Below are 22896 nucleotides of genomic sequence, written 5' to 3'. Positions count from 1 at the left end.
GCATCATGTCGGAAAGTGCTGCAGGAACTGTCATCGTCATCTCCAGCCATGTTGTGCGTGGTTCTGTCGGAAATCGCGCGGCGGTCTTTGCGCTGGAGACCCTCGGCCACCAGGTCTGGGCGCTGCCGACGATCGTGCTCCCCTGGCATCCCGGCCATGGTCGGTCAACGCGGCTGACATTTACCGAAGCAGATTTTGACGCGGCGATTGAGGATCTCATCCGCGCGCCGTGGATCGGCGAAGTGAAGGCCGTTCTTTCGGGCTATTTCGGCAATGCGGCGCAGGCACGCTCGGTTGCCCGGCTCGTGACTGCTTTGCGCGAACGAAAGCCTGAATTGTTTTATGTCTGCGATCCGGTGATGGGGGACCTGGGTGGGCTCTATGTGCCGCAGGCAACGGCGGAGGCGATCAGGGATCATCTGATACCCCTCGCGTCGCTTGCGACGCCCAATCGCTATGAGCTTGCTTGGCTCGTTGGCGCCTCGCTGGATGACAATACGGCGATCATGGATGCCGCGCTGTCGCTGGGGCCGTCTCGCATGCTGGTAACGTCAGCCGTGCCGATGATGGCAGGCGGCACGGGGAACCTCTATCTTTCGGGGCGCCACGCGCTGTTGGCGGAACATCGCCTTATCGACAAGCCGCCGAATGGTCTTGGCGATCTCCTTGCGGCCCTGTTTCTATCGCGGCTTCTCTCCGGCATGGAGGACGAAAAGGCGCTCCAGCTTGCAACGGCAAGCGTCTATGAGGTGCTTGCTCGCGCTGTGAAGCGGGGCAGCGATGAACTGACGCTTGCGAGCGACTCCTCGAGCCTGACAACGCCGATGGCAATGGTTCAGATGAGGCGCCTGCTGCATCCGGCCCAAAGGCGCAAGGGCTAGCGGCTATCGTGCGGTGCGATATTGATCTTGTATTGCGCAGGCTGTAATCGAAGATCATGCAGCATTTTCCAAGCACCCTTCTAGACGGTTATCGCAACTTTATGAACGGGCGTTATGCGGACGCCCGTGATCGCTATCGGACACTAGCGGAGCACGGGCAGAACCCCAGTACGCTTGTGGTAGCCTGCTCGGATTCCCGTGCTGCGCCCGAACTGATTTTCGACGCCGGCCCGGGCGAACTTTTCGTCGTCCGGAATGTCGCCAACATGGTGCCGCCCTATGAGCCGGATGGGCATTTCCACTCGACGTCTGCCGCGCTGGAATTTGCGGTTCAGGCCCTGAAGGTTACAGATATCGTCGTCATGGGCCACGGCCGTTGTGGTGGCATTAGGGCGGCTCTGGACCCGAGCGCTGAACCTCTTTCTCCCGGTGACTTTATTGGACGCTGGATGTCGCTCGTGAAGCCTGCGGCAGAACAGATCGGCGCCAACGACGTGATGACTGCCGCCGAGCGTCAAACTGCACTCGAGCGAGTATCGATCCGCAATTCGATTGAGAATCTCAGGACATTCCCGAACATCAAGGCCTTGGAAGAGGCCGGTGAGATCGCGCTTCATGGAGCATGGTTCGACATTTCGACCGGTGAACTGTGGGTGATGGATGCCGAAACCCGCGACTTCATTCGACCGGATGTCTAAGCCCAAATAAAAAGCGCCGAACTTCAGTTCGGCGCTCGTGGCTCAGTGTTGGATTCTCAGTTTCCGTCGATCTGCTGGCCGATGTAGGCAATGGCCTGCTGATAGACCGTCGCGGCATTCCAGCCGGCGATCGCTGCAAAGTTGGGTTCGCCGGGCTGATAGCCGGCGCCGGCCTGCCAACCATGGCCCTTCAGGAAATTAGCCGTCGAGGCCAGCGCATCCGCGCGCGAGCCGACCATGTCGACGCGACCGTCGCCGTCGCCATCGGCGCCGAAGCGCACGACATTGCGTGGCAGAAACTGCGTCTGGCCAATCTCGCCGTGCGCGGCGCCTCGCGCCTGCGGGCTGAGGTAGCCTTCCGAGACGAGTTGAAGCGCTGCGTAAAGCTGATCGGTGAAATAATCAGAGCGCCGGCAATCGTAAGCAAGTGTCGATACGGCCGACATGGTGTGCTGGTTGCCCATGTAGCTGCCGAAGCCGGTCTCCATGCCCCAGATCGCGATCAGCGGGCCAGCGGGAACACCATATCGGCGTTCGATCGATGCAAAGAGCGCAGCATTGGCACGCTTCATACCCTTACCACGGGAAATGATCGTTGCACCGCCGCGCTTCTGCATGAAAGCGTCGAAGGAAAGCTTGAAGCTCTTCTGGCCGCGGTCTGCGGCGATGGTCGGTCTGTTATAGGAAACGTTCGCAAAAGCGCGATCAAGAACCGACGGGCTCACGCCGTTCGCAGCAGCCTCTTGCTTGAACTCGCCAACCCAGGCGTCGAAGCCGGCACCGTTATTGCCGCACTGGGCGGCTGTGGCCGCTGCCGGAACTGCGTGGAGAGTACAGGCCGCCGCAGCTGCCAGCAAAAATTTCGTCATGCGCATGGAGATACCCCGATCCCGATCTGACTAGCCTTCAAACCGGGCCAGCTGCCCGCTTCCGGCAATATTGTCACCGTCTTTGAATTGGCAAGCGCGGGAGGCCGAAAACGGCAAACCCGCGCCCAGCAAGCCCTACCTTAATAAGCGGGACTTAACAAATCACAGTTAACAGTTGGTTAGGCTGCCTTCTTGCGTGGCTTCACAAGTCCGCGATTGATGAGAAGCTCGGCGATCTGGATCGCGTTGAGCGCAGCCCCCTTGCGAAGGTTGTCGGAAACCACCCACATGTTCAGGCCGTTCTCGACCGTCGCATCTTCGCGGATGCGCGAGATGTAGGTCGCGTCTTCTCCGGCAGACTCGTATGGCGTGATGTAGCCACCGTTCTCGCGCTTGTCGATGACGAGGCAGCCCGGAGCTTCGCGCAGGATATCGCGTGCCTGATCGGCAGTGATTTCGTTCTCGAACTCGATGTTGACCGACTCGGAGTGGCCAATGAAGACCGGAACGCGAACTGCCGTGCAGGTCACCTTGATCTTCGGATCGAGCATCTTCTTGGTTTCGGCGAGAACCTTCCACTCTTCCTTCGTGTAGCCGTCTTCCATGAAGCTATCGATGTGCGGAATGACGTTGAAGGCAATACGCTTCGTGAACTTCTTGTTCTCGATCGGATCCGCTACGAAGACGGCGCGGGTCTGGTTGAACAGCTCGTCCATACCATCCTTGCCGGCGCCGGAAACCGATTGATAGGTCGAAACAACGACGCGCTTGATCTTGGCGAAGTCGTGCAGCGGCTTGAGAGCAACGACGAGCTGTGCAGTCGAGCAATTCGGGTTGGCGATGATATTGCGCTTGGTGAACTGGGTAACGGCGTCCGGGTTCACTTCCGGAACGATCAGCGGTACGTCCGCGTCGTAGCGCCATGCCGAGGAGTTGTCGATGACAACGCAACCCTGTGCGCCGATCTTGGGAGACCACTTCTTGGAGACCTCGCCGCCTGCCGACATCAGGCAGATATCGGTGTCGGAGAAATCGTAATTCTCGAGATTTGCGACCTTCAGCGTCTTGTCGCCGTAGGACACTTCCGTGCCCTGCGAGCGCGCGGACGCAAGTGCTACGACTTCATCGGCAGGGAAACCGCGCTCGGAGAGGATGTTGAGCATTTCCCGACCGACATTTCCGGTCGCTCCCGCAACTGCAACTTTAAAACCCATTTCTCAAGCTCTCTTTCTCTTCTCTCCTCTTGTCCGGTGAGGGGGGAAGCGCGAAAACATCGCGTCTTCCTTGTCCCCAGCCGAGCCGGGGAGAGAGCGGCAGGCCAGAGACGTTAGACGGTTTTCGTCGTCGTTTTGGCCTTGGTTTTGGAAGAAACCGGAACGGCAATATCCATCCCGGCACTAAGTGCCCGGTCATTGCATGCAGCAATGGCGTGTTCGTGGCGAACCATGGATATTCCTTTTCCGCCGTTGCTCTTAAAAGGTTTTCCACAGGAGTCAAGGTTTTTGCAATTGGAGTACGCAGCAGGATAGCGGGCTGGGAGCGTCGAACCGCCGAAAGCGTCTCGCCTCCTAACGCCGATCCCTAGAACGATCGACGTGCGCGGGAACCGGAACGAAACCTCGGTCGGGCAACCGCCTGTGGCTCCCGGCCTCCAATTTCCGCTTACGCTCAAGATGATAGGCATAGGCAAACTGGACAGCGATGCCGATCACCACAAAGATCGGGCCGACGATGCGATCGTGGTTGTTGATGTAGAGCACCACCTGACCCACCATCGCCAAAATCGTGCCGGCGACAAAAATGCTGAGCGAATGGCGACCAAGAATGGTCAGCGGGTTGTCCGTGGACCTGCGAAGCAAGCGCGAGATCGCTGGAATATTGAGGACGAGATAGGTGAGTGCCAGGACGTGCAGCAGCCTCGGCAGCGACAGGAATGTTTTGTCGAAGCCCGTCAGCACCGGCGGCAACCCGAACGACGCCAGCGCAATTCCGAAACTCCAGAGTTGACCGACAACCCAGGCAAAGGACAAGGTGACATAGGCGGCCGCAAGTCCAAAGAGAACGGGATGTTGCGGCAGTTTGCCGCCGCGGCGCACATGCATCATTCCGACAATGCCGATGGTGAAGAGGAATTGCCAGGACAACGGGTTAAGGAACCAATAGCCCTCAATCAGCATGTTGTGAGGAGCAATTTCGTAGACGCCGGCAACCAGCCATACGGCGCCCGAAACGGCAAGCGCAAGGAGCGGGCTTACGGCATTGAGCAACAGTATGACCGGCACCATCAACATCAGTGCGCCATACATCGGGAGAATATTGTTGTAGCCGATCTGGTGCCCAAGCAGTAGCAGCGAGGGAATGCCGGCCTTCAGATTGGTGAGAACGGCAAGGATGTTGATCTCACACAGAAGCCCAGGCCGATGGAAGATCCAAGCGCCGGTCAGAAAAAGAGCCAGCGTCATGAACGTCGTAATCATGTGAGCCAGGTAAAGTGTAAACGATCGCTTCGTGGCCTTCATCGCCGTCTGCCACCAGGTGGCCGGTTGAAAGCGCGATCCATAGGCCAGGCCGACCGCAATCCCCGAGATTAGGACGAAGCCTTCGGCTGCATCGGAAAATCCAAAATTCTTGGTTGTGAGATTCTCAAAAATCTGCCCTGGAACATGATTGATAAAAATCGTGATGAGCGCGAGGCCGCGCAGAACGTCCAATCTGGTGTCACGTTTCGGCGTCGCTACCGACACAGAAATTTGCTTGGCGCTGATCTTTCCTTCAAGCGCTACGGCCATGGACTTCTCCTGCTTTACGATTTGCAAACGCAGTTGCGGCCAAAAGGGTTCCCTTTTGGCCGCAACGAATCGCCGGATGATTAGCGTGGAAGAATGCTGTTATCCGACCGGATATCCCTCACCGGGATCGGTGACTTCGCGTCCGTTGATGGTCACATCGTAGCCCCTTGGTTGGGACGATTTTGAGACCGAAATGAGATATTTAGCACCTAAATGTTCGATCTCCGCAGAGAAACCATCCCAAGTGCTCGGCAAGGCCGGACGCACATGCAAGCGGCTGTCCTTTATCCGGATACCGAGGATCCCCTCGGTCACCGCACGGTAGAGCCAGCCTGCGGAGCCGGTATACCATGTCCAGCCGCCGCGTCCTGTGAGGGAGCCTTCGCCGTAGACGTCAGCGGCAATGATGTAAGGTTCGACGCGGTAGCGTTCTGCCGAGGCCGGATCCCGCGCATGGCTGATCGGATTGAGGAGTTCAAAGCAACGCAAGGCCTCATCGCCGCGGCCAAGCTCGGCCAGAGCCATCACCACCCAGGTCGCGGCATGGGTGTATTGGCCGCCGTTTTCACGAACACCTGGCGGATAGGCTTTGATATAGCCGGGGTCCTTAGCCGAGTTAGCAAAGGGCGGGGTGAAGAGCCGGATGATCCGCGCTTCAGGATCGACCAGCTTGTCCAGCACTGAGTTCATTGCCTTTGCTGCGTGCGCCGGATCTCCCTCCCCGGAGAGCACGCTCCAGGATTGGGCAATCGAATCGATCTGGCACTCCAGGCTCTCCTTTGAGCCAAGGAGGCTGCCGTCGTCAAAGGTACCACGCCGGTAATAGCTGCCATCCCAGGCAACGGTTTCAAGCGCAGCCTTGAGCTCGGTGAGGTGCCTTGTCCACCGCTCGACACGTGCCGTGTCGCCGCGCTCTTGGGCATAGGCAGTGAAGGAGCGCAGCGCGCCGGCCAGGAACCAGCCGAGCCAGACACTCGTACCCTGTCCGCCGATGCCGACGCGGTTCATGCCGTCGTTCCAGTCCCCGCCGAGGAACAGCGGCAGACCGTTCTTGCCCTTCCGGGCGATGGCAAGATCAAGCGCGATGGCGGCATGTTCGTAAACGCTGACGGTGTCGTCGGACACCTCAGGCAAATAGAACGAGTCATGCTGGCCCTCGAGAAGTGCCGGACCTTCCAGGAAGGCGAGCTGTTCGTCGAGGACGCTCTTGTCGCCCGTAACGCTGCAGTAGTGGTGAATCGCATAGGCGAGCCAGACAACGTCGTCCGAAATGAGCGTTCGGACGCCTGCGCCGGTACCGGGCAGCCACCAGTGCTGCACATCTCCCTCGCGGAATTGTCGCGAGGCGGCGTTCAGGATCTGCTTCCGGGCGATCGACGGCTCGTGCACAATGAAAGCCAGCGTATCCTGGAGCTGATCGCGGAAACCAAAGGCACCGCTGGCCTGATAGAAGGCCGTGCGCGCCATGATGCGGCAACCGAGGCTCTGGTAAGGTAACCAGGTGTTGATCAGGTTGTTCATGCTCTGATCAGGCGTGGAAACCTGCAGCTTTCCAGTGAAATGCTGCCAGAAGCCGCGATTTGCCTGGACTACGTCGTCGAAGGCGACCTTGCGGATATCGTTGATTACCGCGCTCGCCTCGGCCCTCGTCTTGGTTTCGCCGAGGAAGAAGCAGACATCCCGCTCCTCGCCCGGCGCGATCTCGATATCGATCGCTAGCACCGCTGCCGGATCGCCGTCGAGCTCGGTGGCGCCGGAAAGGAGGGCGGCAGAGCTCACAGCGTGCGGTGCCTGGATCGTGCCTGTCTTGCCGATGAATTCCCGACGGCTGGCGGTAAAGCTCGACGGCTTTTCGCTCGCCACAAAGAAGGCGGTGCGACCGGAGTAGTCGATGCTGTAGTTGTTGCTGGCAAACAGCGCACCCGTCTCCGCGTCGTGCTCCGAGAGGATGAACGGCGCCGACTTTTGTGCATTGTTGCCGAGAATCCACTCGACATAGCCGTAGAGCCGCAGCTTCCTCGGCTTGGTGCCAGTGTTGCGTAGCCGGATTCTCTGAAGCTTGACCGGTTTTTCCCGATCGACGGTTTGCGTGACCTCAAGCGCGATTTCATTCTGGACGCTCGAGAATACGGAATAGCCCAGGCCATGCCGTGCTTCGAAGCGAATATCCTGCCGTTCCGAGAGGCTCGCAAACGGTGTCAAAACCGCTCCACTCTCGCGATCGACAACGTAGATCGCCTCACCCGGCCGGTTTATGACCGCGTCATTCGACCACGACGTCAGCTGATAATCGCGCGAGTTTACACTCCACGTGAACCCTGCGCCTTCTGCAGATACATGGAAGCCGAATTTTTCATTCGAGATCACATTGATCCAAGGCTGAGGCGTCGCGTGGCCACCGGGAAGACGCACGACATACTCGCGACCATCGACAGCGAAGCCGCCGATGCCGTTCCAGAAATTGAGATCGCCTTGCTCCTCGATTACGACCTTTGACGGACGTGGGGCGGGCGTCGGCGCAGCCCGCTTGACGGGCGCCTTTGCCCGATCGGCACGCTCCAGTTCCTGCTGTTCTTCCTTGGACGGAGCAAACAACGCGACGGCACGGTTGATCTGGTCAAGAATCTTGCCGTTCTTGGCGTGGAAGGTGACACGCGAGGCGGAGATGAGGGCGTGATACGTCGCTTCTTCCATCAAGTCCTTGCGCACCGTGAAGATATGCTGACGCAAACCATCGGCCTGGCCCATGCGGCGGACGTTTTCGGCCATCTGGTCGACGGCATGCTGCATGTCCTGGGCATAAGACGATGCACGTTCGTTCATGATGACCAGATCGGCAGTGACGCCGCGCGAGCGTAGGTATTCTTGCGCAAGCAGGGCTTCCCTGACGACGTCGAGGTCCATGTCGTCGGTGACGCGCAGCGTGAAGATCGGGAAGTCGCCCGAAATCGCGAGCGGCCAAAGCGATGACTGCGATTGCATGCCGGCTGCGACTGCGGCGGCATCGGCGCGCAGGTGCATGTCCGGATATACAAGGTGACGGCCAAGATGCTGAAAGGCCGCGGCCTGCTGCGATGTCACGCCGACATGGCGCATCTGCACCTGCGTGCGGGTCCATGCCTGGACCAGTTCGTGGTTGAAGGCGTCAGCATGCCGATAGCGATTGACTGCCTGGTCAACCTCGTTGCGGCTCGGCGCAGCAATGGTCCAGAAGATAACGCTGACCTTCTTGCCGGGGGGCACACGGACCGTACGGCGAAGCGAGAGAACCGGATCGAGGGTGAAGCCATCCGTGCCGGAAAGGGTCGCACCCGGGTCGAAGGCGGCAGCATTCGCGAGGCTGCGACCGCGGCCGAGGAACTTGCGGCGGTCCGTTTCGAACTCAGTCTCGCGCGTCGAGCCGGAGGTGTCGACGATAAGGTGAGCAACGGCCATGTTCGGCTCGTTCGGATCGCGCTTGTTGCGCTCGACGCGGATAACGTCACCGCGCTTTCCGACCTCCGTCTTGACGAACATGCGCGCGAATGCCGGATGGGCGTTGTCGACGTCGTCCGTCGCGAGAACGGGCTCGAGATAGGAGGTCACTTCGATAAATCGATCCTCCGTCCCGGAATTGACAAGGGTCAGGCGCCGCGCTTCGGCGTCATGCTCGGTGGCGACAATGCATTCGACTTCGCTCGTGATGTCGCCGACCGTCTTGGTGAACTCCGCCTTTTCGTCGGCGAAGAGAACCTTGACCTCTTCGCCTTCGACACTCTTCGGCTCCGTGGTTGCCGACCACCATTCGTTGGTCGCCGTATCGCGAAGGAAGAGGAAGGTGCCCCAGCGATCCTCGGTCGGATCAGCTTTCCAACGGGCGACCGATTGGCCGTTCCACCGCGAATAGCCGGCGCCTGTCGCGGTCAGCATCAACGAGTAGTGGCCGTTCGAGAGGAAGACCAGCTCGCGATCACGCGACGCGGGATCATAGATTTTGCGTAGTTCAGGGCGCAACAGATCGTCCTGAATGCTAGCGGGGGTGTCGGATTCGTGTTTGCCGCTCATGACCGGAATATCCCGCGGTGCCTTCTCTTGGAGAAGGAGCTCGGCAGCTTCGATCACTGGATCCGAGTGGAAGAGTTCGCGCAGGTGACCATTGAAGGCGACGTTCGCGACTGCAGCGATCGACATGCCATGGTGGTGAGCATAGTAGTTATAGACGACCGCGCAAGTCTTGCCTTCCGGCACGCGGGTCGGCGTAAAGTCGACGGCGTCGTGGTAGCCGAACTTGCCGAGCGCGCCGAGCTTGCGCAGGCGCTGTAGGTTTTCAAGCGCCGCGTCAGGGTCGTACTGGCTGGCAAGGATCGAAGCATACGGCGCGATGACCGCGTTGTGGCCGAGGCCGCGCTTCAGACCGAGCGATGGGACGCCGAAATTCGTGTACTGGTAGTTGAGGTTATGGTCGCGCGCATTGAAGGCCGCTTCCGAAATACCCCACGGGATGCCCAGCTTGCGGGCATGATTCATCTGCTCCACAACAACGAGATTATTGGTCTGGTTAAGGATGCCTCCGCCACGCTCCTGCATGACGAGCGGGGGCATGAGGTATTCGAACATCGAACCGGACCAGGAGACAAGCGCGCCGCGCGAGCCAACCGGAACGACCTGGCGGCCGAGACGGTACCAATGCTCCGTGGGCAGATCGCCCTTCGCGATGCCGAACAAGCTGGTGAGGCGGCATTCCGACGCCAGCAGGTCGTAGCAGGCCTGATCCAGCTCGGCGCTTTCGACGCGATAGCCGATCGAAAGCAGGCGACGCTCAGGTCGGAACAAGAAGCCGAAGTCCATCGAGAAGGCGAGGTCGCGGGCCTTGTCGCGCAGCGCAATCAGGCGAGGCCGTAGCGCGTCGATGTTGGACAGATCGAAGGTGCTGTCGGAGATATGGGCTTCGCAGACCTTAACCAGCGATTCCGCCCAGCGCGTGACTTCCGCGCTCAACGGGGACTTCACCTCATGGTCGAGGTTAGCGGCAAGTTTCTGAATGTCGCGCGCCAGGACGGCGAGGTTGATGATGCGGATCGATGCGAATTCATGTTCGCGTTTGACCGCGGCTAGCGCATTCTGGAAGCCGATGATGCGTTCCTCGAGGCGGCGGCGCAGCGGACGAACTGTCTTGCGATCATCCGGCAGCTCCGACAGCCCCTCGGCAAGAATACCCGCCGTATCGCCGACGCCGTCGAGGTTGCCCTGCATGTGGGCCGACGGCGCTTCTGCCCAGTCGCGGCAGGCGGACGAAATCGCGATCAAGTGGCCGGCAAGGTTGCCGCTGTCCACCGCTGAAACGTAACGCGGTCCGAGCGTCTGGAGCGTATCGGTGTGATACCAGTTGAAGAGATGGCCGCGGAATTTTTCCATCTTGTCGATCGTTGCGATGGTCTGCTCAAGCCGTTCGATCGTTTCTTCGAAGGAGAACCATCCGAATTGGCGGCCGGATACAACGGACAGCAGGTAGACGCCGATGTTCGTCGGAGACGTGCGTGTGGCCACAATCACATGCGGCGTTTCCTGGACGTTGTCCGGGGGCAAATAATTCTGCTCGGCGGTCGTAAACGTCTCGAAATACCGCCAAGTGCGGCGGGCGATCTTGCGAAGCTCGGTGGAGACAGATTCCGCAACTTCAAGTCGGTCTTCGGTCTCGGCCGACTGGCTGACATAGTAGGCGACCAACGGCGAGAGGATCCACAGGCAAGCGAAAGGGACGCCGACGAGATATGCATTGTCACCGGAGAGCGCCGCGAAGCCGAGCGCAAACAAGGCCAATACTGGTGCGTGCCACATGGCCCGGTAGTAAGACAGGATCGTTCCCTGCTTGCCCGCTTGGACGCTCGCCGCCGTGCGCCACTGCAGCATCAGCCTGTGGCTGAAAAACAGGCGATAGAGCGAGCGGCCGATAGCGTCGGCCATCATGCATGCGGAATCGGCGATGAAGATGATCCGCAAGGCGACTTGGGCATTGGCCGCACGAATGTCGGACCAAACGGTATAAAGGTGAGCGCTTGCGACCACATCGCTGCTGCGCGGAATGATGCCGTGAATAAGCGACAGGGTCGGGGCGACAAAGAGGCAGAAAATCAAGAGAATCTGCCACACGAGCGCGCCAAGCGGGCTCATGAAGTACCAGCCGAGCACGGAGGCGAAAAACCAGGCGATGGGCGTCAGCGAGCGGCGTAAATTGTCAAACATCTTCCAACGGCCGAGCCCGGTCACACCATGCTTCGGGTTGAACATATACGGCAGCAGCTGCCAGTCGCCACGCGCCCAGCGATGCTGACGCGAGGTTTCGACTTCATAGCGGATCGGGAAATCTTCAACCAGTTCCAGGTCGGTGACGAGCGCGCAGCGCGCCATCGAGCCTTCGAGGAGGTCGTGGCTGAGCACCGAGTTTTCGTCAATTCGCCCTTTCAGAGATGCCTCGAAGGCATCCACCTGGTAGAGCCCCTTGCCGGTGAAGGTGCCCTCGCCCGCAAGGTCCTGATAGACGTCGGACACGGTGAAGACGTAGGGATCAAGGCCGCGGTTGATCGAGAAGACGCGTTGGAAGACCGACGCGTCCTTGCCTGTCGTCAGCGACGGGGTGACACGTGGCTGCAGCACGCCATAGCCGCTTTCGACCCGCCCTGTAGCCTGATTGATGACGGGACGGTTGATCGGATGGTAGAGCTTGCCGGCGAGCTTCGTGACCGTGTCACGCATAAGGCGCGTGTCGGCATCGAGCGTCATCACGTACTGAATGTTTGCCGGCACGACATTGGCGCCCGGAAGGTAGGTCGTATCGCGATCACCGCGAAGCAGAAGGTTCAGTTCGTGCAGCTTGCCACGTTTGCGCTCCCAGCCCATCCAAGCGCCCTCGGACGGATTGTAGAGCCTGCGGCGATGCAAGAGGTAAAAGCGCGTCTTGCCATCAAAGGCATAGCGCGCTGAGAGGTTCGCGACCTCGCGACGGGCATAGTCTAGAACTTCGAGGTCGGCCGGCGTTTCCTCGACCTGGCTGTCCGGCCAGTCGCTGAGCAGCGCGAAGTAGATCTCGCCGCGGGGGTTGGCGAGGTAGTGTACCTCGAGATTGCGGACCAGCTCGTCAACACTGTCACGGTTCGAGATCAAGCACGGAACGACCAGAAGCGTACGGGCCTCCTCGGGGATGCCCTCCTTGAATTCGTAACCGACCAGTCGAGCCGGCGTCACGAAAAACGACAGCACGGTGTTGAAGAGGCCGGTCGCACCTTCGGAGGCCGGAAGCGAGAACATGATCAGCAGGATCGCGATCTCAAGTGGACCCATGCCCGCATTGGCCATGAACCTCCCGACGATCGCCATCGCGATGATGGTCAGAAGGATCACGGGAACGGCGATTGAGAGCCAGTTAAACCGACGAACGGTTCGAACAAAATGCTGCGTCAGAGTCGGGCGATAGTTTGACCGCGCTTCCAGCTTGGGTCTTTGCACGCCGGTCAGGAAACCGCCGACATTTGGTTCACGCTGCTGCGGTTCGTCGGAGGCCTTGGCCTCCTCGGTCATATCGAGCGCCAGCTGGGCGATCTCCATTTCCGACAGCGGCGAGCGCTTGGCAAGCTTTTCGATCTGCTTGCGGTATTTGTTGCGAGAGCCTGAATCGAGATCGCCATAATCGGAATGATCCCAAAGCAGCTTGTCGACGTGGCTGACCTGCTCCACCCAGACGGACCATTCGGTGTCGTCGATCTCGCGAAGACTGCGAATGATGTTGCCCATCGTGACGTTGCCGGAGGACAGGCGGCTGTGCTCCGCCATTGTCGTTTCTTCGGTATCGCGCCCGAGTGCCTCAAGGCGTTCGTCGAGCCAGGCGATCGCCACGCTGGACGCCTGAGAGCCGTCACGCATGCGGTAGAGGAACTGCGTCGCGAAGGTGTTGTCTTCCGCAAGCGATTCCAGCGACCTGAGATATTCGGCAGCCTTCGTCGGGTCCGTCAGCCGCACGAGCTCATCCGCAGCCTCATTGGCGCGTCGGCGCATCCGGCGGCTGCGTTCGACACGGATAGAGATGCGGCGCAGGTTCTCCACGAGAACGTAGCGGACCAGTGACGGCAGCGCCCAAAGCTCACCGATCTTCAGTGTCTCGCTCTGCTGAAATCCATCGACGAGGGCTGTGAGGCTTTCCTGCGAGATTGTGCTGTGGGTGTGGGCCACATAGAGCCATGCAAGCGCGAGCGTGCGCGGCACTTGTACGCCGTTGACGTCAAGCGTCGGCAGCTCTCGGTAGAAGCGACGCGGGAAATCGCGACGCACTTCCTGGATTGCTTCCTCGACAATGTAGTGGTTGTCGAGCAGCCACTCCGCCGCCGGAGTGATGGTTTCACCGGATTCCACGTCTGTTGCCGTGGTGCGGTAGACCCGCAGGATCTCCTTTTCGTTCTCCTTGTGCCGCGCGAAAAAATCGAAGGGCGCAAAAGCCGGCAGCGAGTCTATGCCGCGGGCAGCGACAGAGGCGCCTATGGCCTTGATATCTTCGATGGAAAGGTAAGTTGAGCGGATCGAGTCGTTATGATCGATCTGCTTCGTTTCGGGCTCGCGGGACGGGTTCGGAGACGTGGCGGAAATGTTCATGGGTTCGGTTCTGGATCCAAACAAAATTATGATGATTTTGCGTTGCCTTTTGCACTGCCGAATATGACTGCCGCATGAACAGCACCGGGGTTTCTAGATCCCGGACAGCAAGATCGGAACGGTAATCAACCAACGATGCGAAACGGTTTAAACGCGGACCTGTGTGGGCGACGCGCGACACGGCTCCGTTGTGCCCTCCACCCTTTTGGAGCCATTCCGGGAAAGTTGGACACCATTGCGATAATTCAAGTCAAGATGTTTCAAAGGAGGCATTTCGGCCGCACGTGGGATCGCACCTACCGACAAAAGGAAACCGGCGCTTGGGCAAGCGCCGGCTTTCACTTTGTAGATAGGTTTTCGTCAGGTGCGTCGCATGAGGCGCATGACCACAGACACGACGAACAGAATCAGGAACAGGAAGAAAAGAACCTGAGCGATCGAGGCGGAAGCGCCGGCAATGCCGCCAAAGCCCAATACGCCGGCGATCAGCGCCACAACGAGAAATACGAGTGCATAATAAAGCATGGCGATCTCCTTGTCTTAGCTGATGGAGTTAACGGGAGGTCGCTCTATTGGTTCCGTCAAAGCTACAAGACCGCCCCAGCCAAAAGAAAAGGCGCGCCCGTGACGCGCCTTGCCATAACCGCTAATCGATCGCAATTTTAGAATGCGTGGAAGAGGTAGAGCAGAATAATTACCGGGATCGGAATGCCGATCAACCAGAGTAAAATGCCTTTCATCGTCATTCTCCCTTTTCACAATGTCTGTGCGGAGAGAATGAGCAGCTAAGCGGATAGTTCCGCAGCGGCAGCCTTCAAGTGCCACTACGATATATTCTCTGGCTTAGCCTACGACGCCAAAGACGAGAGCTGCGACGAAAACAAATGCCGCCGTGACAAGCGTTGCGTTAATAGCAAGTTGGATCTTGCTGCGGGTCGTGCCCGGCTTCTTGGTTTGGACGGAACCATACTGATTCACATGAGCATGCGAGATACCCAGGTCTGCCATGTGTTGCCTCCGTTTCTCCGTGTTCTTTTTTGTTAGAGCGTTTTCGTATTTTCTCTATCTGATAGGTAGAGATAAAATTCTGTCCTGCTAGGGGGTGTTAAAAAATCCGCCCCTTTGGGTGGAATTAGACAAGAATCCGCCAGGCCCAGAGCAAGGAGCGGTCATCTTCCACCGCTTGGCGCGGGCTTCCTTTGGGTTCCGGTTTTTCGAGGAGCCGCCGGTCTTTCTCCGCCGGAATCGAGGTCGAAGCTGCAGCTTTTCTATCGGTCTTGGCCGGTGGGTGCAGATATCCCATGGTCATGCCGCCGAGAAAAAACATGCTTGATCTCCATGATCACGAAAATTAACGGGCGTTAACGGGATCATGACAGAAGTAAGGCGGGTGTCAATAGTCTAGTTGAATGGTCGTGTTTTAGCGGATCGTTAAGGCTAAGGCTCGCCGAGCCCTAGCGAAAACAATTCGTTGAAAGGATTGCGTTTCACGCTTTGACGAAACCTTTGCTGGCCACCATCAAATTTCGCGTGTAGTCCTCGGACACGGCCGCCCCTGCCAGCTGTGCGGATGTTAATCGTTCGACGACGGATCCATTGCGCATCACAGCGAGGCGATCGCACATATGGGTAACCACGCCGAGATCATGGCTGACCATAACGAAGGTCAGCTTGCGATCCCGCCGCACCTGTTCGAGGAGGTTCAGAACCTCGGCCTGCACGGAAGCGTCAAGGGCTGAGGTCGGCTCATCAAGCAGGAGGATGGACGGCTCGACGATCAATGCCCGGGCAATCGCAACGCGTTGGCGTTGGCCACCGGAAAGCTGATGCGGGTAACGGAAGCGGAAACCGTTTCCAAGTCCAACCTCATCGAGAGCGCGGGCGATCCGCATGTCGCTGTCGCGGATGCCATGGATAGCCAGCGGCTCGAGCAGGAGGCGATCGATGGTCTGGCGCGGGTGCAGGGATCCGTATGGATCCTGGAAGACCATCTGCACCTGTCTGTAAAAGGTCTTGGATCGCTTGGCGCCGACGAGAGGATCGCCATGGATCTTTATGGAGCCACTTGCCACCGGCGCCAGGCCGGCAACGGCACGAAGCAGCGTCGATTTTCCCGATCCGGACTCGCCGACCAGACCGAATGACTCGCCGGACTCGATATCGACGCTGACGTCTCTCAGCGCGTGGAAGTGATCATAGATCACGCTCAGCTTGTCGACTGAAAGTGCAACGCTCATGCGGCCCACTCCGGCTTGCGATCCAGAACCGGCAACGGATGCCTGCTTTCGCCGATTTGGGGCATGCAGTTCAACAAGCCCTGCGTGTAGGGATGGCGCGCATTCTTGAGCTCGGACGCCTTGAGTTCCTCCACGACCTTGCCGGCATACATGACGATGACGCGGTCGCAGAAGGATGAGACCAGGCGCAGGTCGTGGGATACGAAGATCAGGCCCATGCCGCGTTCCGAGACGAGCCGGTCCATGATCCTGAGAACATCGAGCTGGACCGTGACATCCAATGCGGAGGTCGGTTCGTCGGCGATCAGTAGCTCCGGATCGGCGATCAGCATCATGGCGATCATGGCGCGCTGACCCATACCGCCCGAGACCTCGTGCGGATAGAGGTCGAAGACCCGCCCTGGATCACGGATCTGCACGGCCTCGAGCATTGCGAGAGCGCGATCGCGCGCCTCCGCCTTGCCGACGTTTTCGTGGGTCCTCAGCGTTTCGCAGATCTGTCGGCCGATCGACATGACGGGATCGAGCGAATATTTCGGATCCTGTAAGACCATCGCGATACGTTTGCCGCGCAGTTTCCGGCGCTGTTTGGCGGACGCGCTGAGAAGGTCGATGCCATTGAAATCGAGCTTGTCGGCCGAAACAATGGCGTGCTTTGGGGTCAGACCCATGATGGCGCGCCCCGTCTGGGACTTGCCTGAGCCGGATTCGCCGACGATCCCGAGGCGTTCCTTGCCAAGCGTGAACGAGACGCCTCGAACGGCTTCGATCACGGCCGTGCGCGTGGGATAGCTAACCTTGAGGTTTTGAACGGTGAGGAGGTCGGTCATTGGCCGCTCTCCTTCGGGTCGAGCGCGTCGCGCAGGCCGTCGCCGAGAAGGTTGAAGCCGAGGCTGACGATGAGGATCGCAAAACCTGGCATGGCTGCCACCCACCACTGGTCGAGGATGAAGCGCCGGCCAGAGGCGATCATCGCGCCCCATTCAGGAAGCGGCGGCTGCGCGCCGAGGCCGAGGAAGCCGAGACCAGCGGCCGTCAAGATGATGCCAGCCATGTCGAGCGTGACGCGCACGATGAGTGAGGAAAGGCAGAGCGGCATGACATGCCGGACCACAATCCGCAGCGGCGATGCGCCCATCAGCTTGACGGCGGAGATGTAGTCGGAGCGGCGGACGGTCAGCGTCTCCGCGCGCGCAATCCGAGCGTAGGGCGGCCAAGAGGTGATCGCAATCGCGATGATGGCGTTCTGGATCCCAGGTCCGAGTGCCGCAACGAAGGCGAGCGCCAGAACCAGCTTTGGGAAGGCCAGGAAGATATCGGTTATGCGCATCAGCGTCGCATCCACCCAGCCGCCGGCATAACCCGACACCGTCCCGACGATCAGACCGATTGGCGCCGAGATGGCGGCGACGAGAACAACGACTAGCAGGGTTAGGCGGGAGCCGTAGATCAGGCGTGAATAGATATCGCGGCCCTGGTCGTCGGTACCAAGCCAATAACCCTCAGCGCCGGGCGGAAGCAGCCGCGCATTCTTCAGGTCGCCAACGATGGGCGAATGCGTTGCTAGGAGGTTTGCAAAGGCAGCCACGAACAGCAGGGCAATGATGATCAGCAATCCGACGACGGCCAGACGGTTTGCGGTGAACTGACGCCATGTCACATAGGCTCGGCCCAATTGCGCCTGTTTGCGCGACTGTGGCCGATCGGAAAGCAGCCACTCGCGGCGGCTCATCGGCGCTGATTGATGTGCGGGAACCGTCATCGGCTTCGCGTCCTAGGGTCGAGTGTCCGATAAAGAAGATCGGACAGAAGATTGATGCCGATGAAAACCGTGCCGATGACGATGGTGCCACCGAGAACAGCGTTCATGTCGGCATTCTGAAGGGAATTGGTGATGTAGAGTCCGATGCCCGGCCATGAGAACACTGTCTCTGTCAATACCGAACCCTCGAGCAGACCGGCGTAGGAGAGCGCGATGACGGTGACGAGCGGCACTGCGGCGTTGCGCAACGCATGGCCCCAGATCACACGTGTTTCGGACAACCCCTTGGCGCGCGCGGCAACCACATATTCCTGGCTGAGTTCATTGAGCATGAAGCTGCGGGTCATGCGGCTGATGTAGGCAAGCGAGAAGTATCCGAGCAGCGAGGCCGGCAGAATGATGTGGCGGAAGACGTCATAGAAAACGTCCCACTGCCCCTGCATGGCGCTGTCGATTAGATAGAAGCCGGTCACGGGCGTAAAACTGTACTCGAAGACGATGTCGATGCGGCCCGGGAAGGCGACCCATCGCAATTGGGCGTAGAAAATCACCAGCGAGATCAGCGCAAGCCAGAAGATCGGGACGGAGTAACCGATCAGGCCAATCACACGGACAACCTGGTCGGCAATGCTGCCGCGCCGAACAGCAGCAAGCACGCCAAGCGGCACGCCGATGACCGATCCGATAATGGTCCCGAGCGTCGCAAGCTCGATCGTCGCGGGAAACACACGCCTGATGTCGACCATGACGGGATTGGTGGTCAGGACGGAGGTCCCGAAGTCGCCCGACAGGATGCTCTTCAGGTAAATATAGAACTGCTGGTAGAGCGGTAGGTCGAAACCAAGCTCGCGACGAACGCGCTCGACGACGTGCGTGGGCGCACGATCACCGAGGATGGCAAGGACGGGATCGATCGGTACGACGCGGCCGATGAAGAAGGTTACAGCCAGGAGGCCAAGATAAGTCGTGACGGCGGCGACAAGAAATCGCCCGACCGCCTTGGCAATGGGAACGGCACGGCCCCGTTTGGGCCGTGCCTCCATCTTTGTTTCAACGATGCTCACGGATCAATCCTGCCGGATCATTCCTTGCCGATCGGGCCGACATAGTTGGTGTCGAAGCTCGGGCCGAGCTTGAAGTCCTTCAGGCTCTTGCGGGCGCCTGCGACTTCGATCTGCTGGAAGATGACCACGAACGGGCTGTTTGCGAGAAACTTCTTCTGAACGTCCTCGTACATGGCGGCGCGCTTGGCGCCATCACGTTCCAGCAGGGCGGCCTTCGTTTCCTTGTCGAGTTCCGGCGCTTCCCAGGTGTTGCGCCAGGCGAGCGTCTTGACGGTACCGGCATCCGAGTTGTCCGGATTGCTGGTGAACGTATCGGCGTTCGAATTTGGGTCGAAATAGTCCGAACCCCACTGACCGATGTACATGTCGTGGGTGCGCGCGCGGAACTTCGTCAGGGTCTGCTTGCCGTCGCCGGGGATGATCTCCATCTTGACGCCGGCCTGGGCGAGCGACTGCTGCATGGATTCAGCAATACCGGTTACCGGCTGCGTATTGCGGACGTCCATCGTTACCGAGAAGCCGTCCTTCAGGCCGGCCTTCGCAAGCAGTTCCTTGGCCTTGGCGACGTCGAGCTTGTACGGGTTTTCATCGAGCGCGCCGAGCTGGCCCTTCGGCAGGAAGGTCTGGTGGATTTCGCCGATGCCCTTGATGAGCGTCGAGCCGATCGCATCGTAGTCGACGAGATACTTAAAGGCTTCCTGGACCTCAGGCTTCTTCAGGTTCTCGTTCTTGGAATTGAGGCTGACGTAGTAGACAGTGCCCTTCGGCGCGCTGACAGTCGTCAGGTCGGCATTCTTGACGACTGCATCGAGGTCACCGGGCTCTAGGTTGCGCGCGATATCGATATCACCGGCTTCGAGCGCCAGGCGCTGCGCCGAACTTTCCTTCATGAAGCGATAGATAACCCGGTTGAGTTTCGCCTTGTCGCCGTAATAGTTGTCGTTGCGCTCCATCACGACGACTTCATTGGCGCGCCATTCGCGGAGCTTGAAGGCGCCGGAGCCGGCATAGCCGGTCTTCAGCCACTCGTTGCCGAAATCGTTGTCGTACTTGTAGTCGGCGCTCGGCGTCACGGACTTGACGTGATCCACGACCAGCTTCTTGTCGACGACGGATGCCACAGTTGCCGTCAAGCAGTTCAGCACGAAGCTCGGCGCATAGGGCTTGTCGACGGTGAAGACGAACGTGCTTTCATCCGTTGCCTTCGCCTTCTCGGTGACGTTGTCGCCGTTGATGCCGAATTGGGTGATGATGAAGGCCGGGCTCTTGTCGAGTTTGACGGCCCGTTCGAACGACCACGCGACGTCTTCAGCCGTGATCGGGTTGCCGGACGCGAATTTCATGCCGGGCTTCAGCTTGAAGGTATAGGTCAGGCCATCGTCGGAAACCGTCCAGCTCTCAGCAAGGTCACCCTTTACCTTCGAAGTGTCGCTCATATCGAGACGGACGAGCAGGCTGTAGGTGTTGCTCGTGACCTCAGCCGTCGACAGCTCGAATGCTTCGCCCGGATCCATGGTGATGATGTCATCGATGGCGAAGCCTTCGACCAGCGTGTCCTTCGGCGTTTCTGCGAAGGCGACCGGCGCGGCTGCCATCATGATCGAGAGCGCTGCCCCCGCAGAGAGTGCGCGGAAGGTGCGGTTGAATTTGCTGACTATCATGGTTTTGTTCCCCTGTTTTCCATTTCAACACAAAGCAATCGGCAGGCTTAGGCGTCCTGTTCTCCCCACGCCGAAGCCAGAATTCTCAGCCAGTTCCCGCTGGCCAATTTTTCAAGATCTCGGGCACCATAGCCAACGCGCTGGAGGGCAGCAATGAGCTTCTGATTGCCTGCGGCATCCCCTATTTCTTCAGGAATTGTCGCGCCGTCAAAGTCCGAACCGAGCGCCACGCAGTCGATGCCGACGCGCTCGACCAGATAGTCGATATGGCGCACCATATCCCTCAGTGGCGTGTCACCGTCGGAGCGTCCGTCGCTGCGCAGCATCGCAGTCGCGTAGTTTACGCCGACGAGACCGCGGCTTTCTCTGATGGCGTCGAGTTGTTTGTCGGTGAGATTGCGGGCAACCGGTGTCAGTGCATGGGCGTTCGAATGGCTAGCAACGAGCGGCTGATCGGTCGTCTTTGCGACATCCCAAAAGCCTTTCTCGGTGATGTGCGCCAGATCGATCATGATCCCAAGCCTGTTGCATTCGCGCACGAGGGCAAAGCCCGCTTCGGTCAGGCCGGGGGCCGTGTCCGGCGACATCGGGAAAGCGAAAGGCACACCGTGGCCGAAGATATTGTGGCGGCTCCATACTGGGCCGAGTGATCGCAGGCCGGCGGCATGGAACACTTCGAGCGCTGCCAGGTCGGGGCCTATTGCCTCGCAGCCTTCCATGTGCATCACCGCGGCGAAGACGCCGTCGGCCATGGCTTTGCGGATGTCCTTTACCGTGCGGCAAAGACGCCAGGCGCCGGCGCGGTCGAGGCGAAGCGCGATTGCGGCCATCTCCGTCGCGATATTCAGCGACGAAAGCGGCTCGAGCGGCGCGGCAAGGGGAGTCACGTAATGACCGTTCTTGTCGGGATCGGCGAAGACGAGATCGCCGGAAGGAACGTAGATTGCACAAAGGCCACCGGCCAGACCGCCAGCCTTGGCGCGTGGAGCATCGATGTGGCCTAGATCAGTTCCGTTTGAAAATTCAGCGATTGGATCGCCGCCATCCCGTTCATGTGTCCAAAGCCGGAGAAGGACGTCGTTATGGCCGTCGAATACGAATTGCATCTGCGTTCCTGTGTGCCCGAGCGGGCGATATGAAGAGCGCAGAATAGAAAAGCTGGCGGAATACGCTACCCCTTTTTTCAGAATTTTTGCGGTTCGGTAGCAATGGTTAGCGGAAACGAAAAACGGGAGCCGAGGCTCCCGTTCCAGAGTCCTTTTCGTCAGTGCTTCGCGCGTTTCTTTTGCCGGTAAACGTCGATCACGACAGCGGCCACGATGATCAGCCCTTTGACGATCTCCTGGTAATACGCATCAACCCTGAGGAAGGTAAAGCCTGAGGTCATCACGCCGAGGATGATCGTGCCGATAACCGTGCCGGTGATCCGACCGACGCCACCTGTCAGAGACGTGCCCCCGATGACCGTCGCAGCAATCGCGTCCAATTCGTACATGACACCCATGCCTGCTTGCGCGGTTTGAGCGCGGGCTGCGGTGACCACGCCGGCAAGACCTGCCAAGAGACCAGCGATGGCGTAAACCTTGATGAGGTGCGCCTCGATATTGATACCGGAAACGCGCGCTGCCTGAAGATTGGCGCCGATTGCATAGGTGAATTTGCCGTAGCGGGTATAGCGCAGGGCGATATGGAAGATCAGCGCGACGACGAGGAAGACGATCACAGGCCAAATGCCGGTGCCGATGAAATTGAATTGATCGGTGAGCCCCGAAACCGGCTGGCCTTTGGTGTACCACTTCGAAATGCCGCGTGCAGAGACCATCATGCCGAGCGTCGCGATGAACGGTGGGATCTTGGTTCTTGCGATCAGCTGTCCGTTGATGAAACCGGCCGCCAGGCCAATCAGGAGACCTACGCCGATCGGAATGAAGAATGGTAGGTCGGTCAACGACGGATAAAGTGCCCGAGGCCACGTCGACGCCTGCGCGAAGCTCGCCGCGATCATCGCCGTCATGCCAACGACGGAGCCGGACGACAGGTCGATGCCTCCGGTGATGATGACCTGCGTCACGCCCACCGCGATGATGCCAATGACGGAGACCTGGAGGATCATGATCGTCAGGCGCTGCGAATTGAACAGGAAGCTCTGGCCGATAAAGATCCAGCCAAGAACTTCGTAGACAAGCGCAATCCCAATCAGAACGAGGAAAATACTGAGCTCCGGCGGAACGCGTCGTCTGCGCGCCCGCGTTGCGAGTGGGGCTGCCGCCTCAGCTGCGTTGGTATTCATGATATCCTCCCTTCGGTTCCCGGAGC

17 protein-coding genes are annotated in these 22896 nt (G+C 59.3%); 2 read left to right on the top strand and 15 right to left on the bottom strand.

Going from position 1 to position 22896, the window contains the following annotated elements:
* Positions 1 to 5: 5 nt before the first annotated feature.
* On the top strand, positions 6 to 881 hold the full coding sequence (pdxY, locus tag FHT97_RS22955; protein WP_183864430.1) for a pyridoxal kinase PdxY: 876 nt from the start codon (positions 6 to 8) through the stop codon (positions 879 to 881).
* Positions 882 to 937: 56 nt separating this feature from the next.
* Positions 938 to 1579: a carbonic anhydrase gene (locus FHT97_RS22950; RefSeq protein ID WP_016556826.1), complete on the top strand. Its 642-nt coding sequence runs from the start codon at positions 938 to 940 to the stop codon at positions 1577 to 1579.
* Positions 1580 to 1635: 56 nt separating this feature from the next.
* Here FHT97_RS22950 and FHT97_RS22945 read toward each other — a convergent pair whose 3' ends face one another.
* From FHT97_RS22945 to FHT97_RS22880, 15 genes are all read right to left on the bottom strand, one after another.
* On the bottom strand, positions 1636 to 2454 hold the full coding sequence (locus tag FHT97_RS22945; protein WP_114714200.1) for a lytic transglycosylase domain-containing protein: 819 nt from the start codon (positions 2452 to 2454) through the stop codon (positions 1636 to 1638).
* Between the two features lie 173 nt (positions 2455 to 2627).
* Positions 2628 to 3662 (bottom strand): aspartate-semialdehyde dehydrogenase, encoded by a 1035-nt coding sequence (locus FHT97_RS22940; protein ID WP_183754936.1) that lies wholly within the window; start codon positions 3660 to 3662, stop codon positions 2628 to 2630.
* Positions 3663 to 3775: 113 nt separating this feature from the next.
* On the bottom strand, positions 3776 to 4027 hold the full coding sequence (locus tag FHT97_RS31625) for a hypothetical protein (protein WP_259127011.1): 252 nt from the start codon (positions 4025 to 4027) through the stop codon (positions 3776 to 3778).
* Entirely contained in the window at positions 4017 to 5237 is a 1221-nt protein-coding gene (gene opgC / locus FHT97_RS22935) for an OpgC domain-containing protein (RefSeq protein ID WP_183864372.1), read from the bottom strand. Before opgC ends, FHT97_RS31625 begins: the two co-directional genes overlap by 11 nt.
* 99 nt (positions 5238 to 5336) lie before the next feature.
* On the bottom strand, positions 5337 to 13856 hold the full coding sequence (locus FHT97_RS22930) for a glucoamylase family protein (RefSeq protein WP_183864371.1): 8520 nt from the start codon (positions 13854 to 13856) through the stop codon (positions 5337 to 5339).
* A 360-nt stretch (positions 13857 to 14216) separates the two neighbouring features.
* On the bottom strand, positions 14217 to 14381 hold the full coding sequence (locus FHT97_RS22925) for a DUF1328 domain-containing protein (protein ID WP_016556821.1): 165 nt from the start codon (positions 14379 to 14381) through the stop codon (positions 14217 to 14219).
* A gap of 318 nt (positions 14382 to 14699) precedes the next feature.
* A complete protein-coding gene (locus tag FHT97_RS22920) occupies positions 14700 to 14864 on the bottom strand; it encodes a hypothetical protein (RefSeq protein ID WP_016556820.1) in 165 nt (54 codons plus the stop codon).
* Between the two features lie 124 nt (positions 14865 to 14988).
* Positions 14989 to 15183 (bottom strand): hypothetical protein, encoded by a 195-nt coding sequence (locus tag FHT97_RS22915; RefSeq protein ID WP_183754942.1) that lies wholly within the window; start codon positions 15181 to 15183, stop codon positions 14989 to 14991.
* Positions 15184 to 15343: 160 nt separating this feature from the next.
* Positions 15344 to 16093 carry an ABC transporter ATP-binding protein gene (locus tag FHT97_RS22910; protein ID WP_183864370.1) on the bottom strand — a complete coding sequence of 250 codons (750 nt, stop codon included), beginning with the start codon at positions 16091 to 16093 and terminating at the stop codon, positions 15344 to 15346.
* Complete coding sequence (locus FHT97_RS22905; protein WP_183864369.1) at positions 16090 to 16923, bottom strand: ABC transporter ATP-binding protein; 834 nt, start codon at positions 16921 to 16923, stop codon at positions 16090 to 16092. Before FHT97_RS22905 ends, FHT97_RS22910 begins: the two co-directional genes overlap by 4 nt.
* Positions 16920 to 17855, bottom strand: a complete 936-nt coding sequence (locus tag FHT97_RS22900) for an ABC transporter permease (RefSeq protein WP_183754948.1) — start codon at positions 17853 to 17855, stop codon at positions 16920 to 16922. The genes FHT97_RS22905 and FHT97_RS22900 overlap by 4 nt, the downstream gene beginning before the upstream one ends.
* Entirely contained in the window at positions 17852 to 18919 is a 1068-nt protein-coding gene (locus tag FHT97_RS22895) for an ABC transporter permease (RefSeq protein WP_183754949.1), read from the bottom strand. Before FHT97_RS22895 ends, FHT97_RS22900 begins: the two co-directional genes overlap by 4 nt.
* A 17-nt stretch (positions 18920 to 18936) precedes the next feature.
* Positions 18937 to 20580, bottom strand: a complete 1644-nt coding sequence (locus FHT97_RS22890; protein WP_183864368.1) for an ABC transporter substrate-binding protein — start codon at positions 20578 to 20580, stop codon at positions 18937 to 18939.
* Between the two features lie 47 nt (positions 20581 to 20627).
* Positions 20628 to 21686 carry a dipeptidase gene (locus FHT97_RS22885; protein WP_183864367.1) on the bottom strand — a complete coding sequence of 353 codons (1059 nt, stop codon included), beginning with the start codon at positions 21684 to 21686 and terminating at the stop codon, positions 20628 to 20630.
* Positions 21687 to 21844: 158 nt separating this feature from the next.
* A complete protein-coding gene (locus FHT97_RS22880) occupies positions 21845 to 22870 on the bottom strand; it encodes an ABC transporter permease (RefSeq protein WP_016556812.1) in 1026 nt (341 codons plus the stop codon).
* Between the last annotated feature and the right edge of the window lie 26 nt (positions 22871 to 22896).

It is taken from the genome of Rhizobium sp. BK399, assembly GCF_014194695.1.
GTDB lineage: Bacteria > Pseudomonadota > Alphaproteobacteria > Rhizobiales > Rhizobiaceae > Rhizobium.
Note: the sequence above shows the minus strand (reverse complement) of the source record. Positions and strands in the feature narration are given on the sequence as shown.

Excerpts from the sequence above, each read along its gene's own strand:
- pdxY (WP_183864430.1), top strand. The coding sequence starts at position 6 with ATGTCGGAAAGTGCTGCAGGAACTGTCATCGTCATCTCCAGCCATGTT.
- FHT97_RS22950 (WP_016556826.1), top strand. The coding sequence starts at position 938 with ATGCAGCATTTTCCAAGCACCCTTCTAGACGGTTATCGCAACTTTATG.
- FHT97_RS22945 (WP_114714200.1), bottom strand. The coding sequence starts at position 2,454 with ATGCGCATGACGAAATTTTTGCTGGCAGCTGCGGCGGCCTGTACTCTC.
- FHT97_RS22940 (WP_183754936.1), bottom strand. The coding sequence starts at position 3,662 with ATGGGTTTTAAAGTTGCAGTTGCGGGAGCGACCGGAAATGTCGGTCGG.
- opgC (WP_183864372.1), bottom strand. The coding sequence starts at position 5,237 with ATGGCCGTAGCGCTTGAAGGAAAGATCAGCGCCAAGCAAATTTCTGTG.
- FHT97_RS22930 (WP_183864371.1), bottom strand. The coding sequence starts at position 13,856 with ATGAACATTTCCGCCACGTCTCCGAACCCGTCCCGCGAGCCCGAAACG.
- FHT97_RS22925 (WP_016556821.1), bottom strand. The coding sequence starts at position 14,381 with ATGCTTTATTATGCACTCGTATTTCTCGTTGTGGCGCTGATCGCCGGC.
- FHT97_RS22920 (WP_016556820.1), bottom strand. The coding sequence starts at position 14,864 with ATGGCAGACCTGGGTATCTCGCATGCTCATGTGAATCAGTATGGTTCC.
- FHT97_RS22915 (WP_183754942.1), bottom strand. The coding sequence starts at position 15,183 with ATGTTTTTTCTCGGCGGCATGACCATGGGATATCTGCACCCACCGGCC.
- FHT97_RS22910 (WP_183864370.1), bottom strand. The coding sequence starts at position 16,093 with ATGAGCGTTGCACTTTCAGTCGACAAGCTGAGCGTGATCTATGATCAC.
- FHT97_RS22905 (WP_183864369.1), bottom strand. The coding sequence starts at position 16,923 with ATGACCGACCTCCTCACCGTTCAAAACCTCAAGGTTAGCTATCCCACG.
- FHT97_RS22900 (WP_183754948.1), bottom strand. The coding sequence starts at position 17,855 with ATGACGGTTCCCGCACATCAATCAGCGCCGATGAGCCGCCGCGAGTGG.
- FHT97_RS22890 (WP_183864368.1), bottom strand. The coding sequence starts at position 20,580 with ATGATAGTCAGCAAATTCAACCGCACCTTCCGCGCACTCTCTGCGGGG.
- FHT97_RS22885 (WP_183864367.1), bottom strand. The coding sequence starts at position 21,686 with ATGCAATTCGTATTCGACGGCCATAACGACGTCCTTCTCCGGCTTTGG.
- FHT97_RS22880 (WP_016556812.1), bottom strand. The coding sequence starts at position 22,870 with ATGAATACCAACGCAGCTGAGGCGGCAGCCCCACTCGCAACGCGGGCG.